At 70.4% G+C, this 2827-nt stretch carries 4 protein-coding genes; 2 read left to right on the top strand and 2 right to left on the bottom strand.

The genetic code is table 11. The annotated features are described in order from the left end of the window. The coding region (locus tag VGE49_RS09535) for a disulfide bond formation protein B (RefSeq protein ID WP_331034324.1) at window positions 1–421 on the top strand (421 nt) is incomplete at its 5' end. Window positions 422–433: 12 nt separating this feature from the next. Further along, a complete protein-coding gene (locus VGE49_RS09530) occupies window positions 434–1024 on the top strand; it encodes a demethoxyubiquinone hydroxylase family protein (RefSeq protein WP_331034323.1) in 591 nt (196 codons plus the stop codon). Window positions 1025–1183: 159 nt separating this feature from the next. Here VGE49_RS09530 and VGE49_RS09525 read toward each other — a convergent pair whose 3' ends face one another. Together VGE49_RS09525 and VGE49_RS09520 are read right to left on the bottom strand one after the other, a co-directional pair. After that, entirely contained in the window at window positions 1184–2155 is a 972-nt protein-coding gene (locus VGE49_RS09525) for an esterase-like activity of phytase family protein (RefSeq protein ID WP_331034322.1), read from the bottom strand. Beyond that, on the bottom strand, window positions 2152–2827 hold a 676-nt coding region (locus VGE49_RS09520; protein ID WP_414643629.1), incomplete at its 5' end, for a cobaltochelatase CobT-related protein. The genes VGE49_RS09525 and VGE49_RS09520, both read right to left, overlap by 4 nt.

Below are 2827 nucleotides of genomic sequence, written 5' to 3'. Positions count from 1 at the left end.
CCTCTGCCTCAAGCAGCGCGAGGTCTATTGGGCCGCCGTGGCCATCGCCGGGGCCGCCACCTTCTGGGCCGTGTTCAGCCGCGCCAGCCGCGGCACGCCGCGCATCGCCTCCTTCCTGCTGGCCGCCGTCTTCTTCACCGGCGCGATCACCGCGGGCTTCCACGCGGGCGGCGAGCTGAAGTGGTGGGATCTGCCCGCCACCTGTTCGGCCGTCCCCTCGACCACCATCGACCTCAGCGGCCTGGCCGCCCTGGCTGACGGCACGGCCGAGATGAAGCCCATCGTCGGCTGCGGCGATGTGCCGTGGAGCCTGTTCGGCGTCTCGATGGCCGGCTGGAACTTCCTCATCTCCCTGGCGCTGGCCGTCTTCAGCCTGCTGGCGGCGAAACGTCCCAAGGACGCGCGCGCGCCGAAGGTTTAAGAAGAGGCGATCATGACTGACGCATCCGACACCGTCGCCGCCGCCCGCCGCATCCCCCTGCCGCGTCCCGGCGTGGGCCAGACCCGCGTCCGCATGGCGGAAATGCTGCGCGTCGACCACGCGGGCGAGTTCGCCGCCGTCCATATCTACCGCGCCCCGCGCGCCGTGCTGGAAGGCCGCAAGGGCAAGTCCGCCATCGCCGCCGACCTGACCGAGATGGAGGGGCACGAGGCGGTCCACCTGGCCCGCTTCGAGGCCCTGCTGACCGAGAACCGCGTTCGCCCCACGGCCATGATCCCGCTGTGGAAGCTGGCCGCCACGGCCCTCGGCGCCGGCACCGCCCTGATCTCGGAAAAGGCCGCCCACGCCTGCACCGAGGCGGTCGAGAACGTCATCGAAAAGCACTACGCCGACCAGATCGAGGAGGTCCGCGAGCGCGACCCCGAACTGGCCGCCGAGCTGACGAAGTTCCGCGACGAGGAACTGGCCCACCACGACCACGCCATCGCGCACGGCAGCCGCGAAGCTCCCGCCTACCGCCTGCTCAGCAGCGTCATCAAGGTCGGCTGCAAGGCCGCCATCAAGATCAGCGAACGGATCTGATCCCGGCGTCTCTCCCTCCCCTTCATGGGGAGGGTGGTCGCGCAGCGACCGGGTGGGGAGGGCGTGGTGATGCCGGGCGCGGCGTTTGTTCAGCGAAAGCGCCCCCACCCGTCTGACGCTCCGCGTCAGCCACCCTCCCCATAAAGGCGAGGGAGAATTCTAGTTCACGTCAAACGCCAGCATCATCGTCCGCTGCACGGCGTTGAAATTGTCGTCGGACAGGATGTAGAGCCGCGTCCGGTCGCCGCGCCGCTCGGCCGCGATCCCCTCGAAATTATCCGTCGTCCCCGGCAGCTTCAGCTCGACCAGAACCGGCCCCAGGGTCCCGTCCTGCGCCATGCGCCGGACCCGCGCCCGCACATCGACAGGGACCCGATAGGATCGCTGCACCACAAACCATCCGCCCGCCGGATCGCGGTCCATGCCGGTGATGCGATAGTCGCTCTCCGCCAGCGGCGTCTCCGGCGCCGCCGTCACGACGGCGCAGCGCGCGGGCGAACAGTCCCAGGTCCCGCCCGCTTCGCCCGAGACCCGCCAGCCGTCGCCCGACGCCGCCAGCCCCTCCATCCCGTCGTTCTCGGCGAAGGGGAAGTCCGGCCGCGACACGGCCCGCGGCGCCCGCAGCGCCGTCAGCGGCCCATAGTTCCAGATGCGATGGTCGCGCTCGAAGCTGACCAGCAGGTCGCCGCCGGTGGTGATCGCCAGTCCCTCGGCGTCCCCCTCGGCCTTGCGGCTGATCGGCGTCCCGTCGGTCAGGCTCAGGCGACGCACGCTCAAGCCCTCCAGCCCGATCAGCCGCCCGCGCCCATCCAGCGCCAGGGTTCCGCGCGCCAGATCGCCCACGTCGGACACGCTGATGAAGCCCCCGTCGCCGGTCAGCTTCAGGTCCGACAGGCTGTGCAGCGGCGAGCCCGCATCAGCCTGCAGGCTCACCCCGCCGGCGTAACGCACGCCCCGGGCCAGCACGGCGCCGCCCGGCCAGCCCAGACCGACCGCGCGGGTCGAGGCCTCGGCCGGCGTCCAGCCGTCGATCTCGACCGTCGGCGTCCACGGCCGCGAGGTCACGACCGCGCTGGCGCAGGCCGCCAGCGTCAGCGCCGCCAGCGCCGCGACATAGACCCGTCGATTCACGCCGCGCGCTTCCCCAAGGTCCTGGGGGGCGCTTTCGTCACCGTCTTGGGCTTGGCCTCGAACAGCTCGGCCAGCTTTTCGGTCATGACCCCGGCCAGTTGCTCGACGTCGACGATGGTGACGGCCCGGCGATACCAGCGGGTCACGTCGTGGCCGATGCCGATGGCGATCAGTTCGACGGGGCTCCTGGTCTCGATCTGCTCGATCACCTGACGCAGATGCTTGTCCAGATAGAGGGCGGCGTTGGCCGACTGCGTCGAGTCATCCACCGGCGAGCCGTCGGAAATGACCATCAGGATCTGGCGCGACTCGGTCCGGCCCAGAAGCCGTTCATGCGCCCAGGTCAGGGCCTCGCCGTCGATGTTCTCCTTCAGCAGGCCCTCGCGCATCATCAGGCCCAGGTTCTTCTTGGCCCGGCGCCAGGGCGCATCGGCCGACTTGTAGATGATGTGGCGCAGGTCGTTCAGGCGTCCCGGATTGGCCGGCTTTCCGGCGCTGATCAAGGCCTCGCGGCTCTGGCCGCCCTTCCACGCGCGGGTGGTGAAGCCCAGGATCTCGACCTTGACCCCGCACCGCTCCAGCGTCCGCGCCAGGATGTCGGCGCAGACCGCCGCCACCATGATCGGCCGCCCGCGCATCGAGCCCGAGTTGTCGATCAGCAGGGTCACGACC

The organism is Brevundimonas sp. (assembly GCF_036405315.1).
Taxonomy (GTDB): domain Bacteria; phylum Pseudomonadota; class Alphaproteobacteria; order Caulobacterales; family Caulobacteraceae; genus Brevundimonas.
The sequence above is the reverse complement of the archived record's forward strand: the minus strand, read 5'-3'. Positions and strand labels throughout refer to the sequence as shown.